The organism is Streptomyces sp. PH10-H1, assembly GCF_030063355.1.
In the GTDB taxonomy this organism is placed as follows: domain Bacteria; phylum Actinomycetota; class Actinomycetes; order Streptomycetales; family Streptomycetaceae; genus Actinacidiphila.
On sequence record NZ_JASISZ010000220.1, the window covers coordinates 1 to 998 of the forward strand.

General features: G+C 66.9%; 1 pseudogene. It reads left to right on the top strand.

From position 1 onward, the window contains the following. Window positions 1-249: 249 nt before the first annotated feature. A pseudogene (locus QMK24_RS41305) lies at window positions 250-998 on the top strand (IS3 family transposase); the annotation flags it as partial.

Genomic DNA, 998 nt, shown 5'->3' on the forward strand with positions numbered 1-998 from the left:
GACGCGCATCAACGCCTACCTGGTGCGCTGGATCCGCAAGAAGTACAAACGGCTCGCGGCCAAGGGGAGGGCGCTTGCGAAGTTGCAGGAGATTGCCCGGCGATATCCGCGCATGTTCGCGCACTGGCGTCTTGCCCCGACGGTGAGCGCCGTGCTGGTCTGATGATCAGGGCGACAAGAGCCGTGTAACGGGAGACTGTTAAGCACGGTTCTGTGAGGGCCGAGGGGTGAAATTCCCCTCGGCTACTCGGCGATGAAGTGAAGACCGCCGCTTGGGACTTCGTCTCCGCCCACGCCGAGATGTTCGGCATCAAGCGGATATGCCGGGTGCTGGAAGTCTCCCGCTCGGGCTACTACCGGTGGATCGCCGGCGCCCAGGTGCGGGCCGCCCGGCAGGCAGACGAGGACGCCCTGGTCGAGGAGATCCGCGAGATCCATGCCGAACATCGCGGGAACTACGGCGCGCTGCGAGTCCATGCCGAACTGCGCGGCTTCGGCCACACGGTCAACCGCAAGCGGGTGGCCAGGCTGATGCGGAAGCACGGCATCACCGGCCGTCACCTGCGCAAGAAGAAGCGCACCACGGTCCCGGACCGGCTCGCACCGCCGGTGGCGGACCTGGTCCAGCGGGACTCCACCGCTGTCACTCTGGACGAGAAGTGGTGCGGCGACATTACATACGTGCAGGTCGGAGCCGCGTGGCTCTACCTCGCCTGCGTCATCGACATCCGCTCGCGCCGGGTGCTCGGCTACTCGATGGCCCCGCACATGCGGGCCGGGCTCGTCATCGACGCGCTCCAGGCCGCGGTCGCAACCCGCGGCGGTGACGTCACCGGGGTGATCTTCCCTGCGGACCGCGGATCGCAATATCCGTCGGCCGCGTTCGCGCAGGTCTGTGACCGGCACGCCATCCGCAGGAGCATGGGCAGGGTCGGCTCGAGCTATGACAACGCCCTGGCCGAGAGCTTCTGGCAGGGACTGAAGCGAGAAGCAATGCA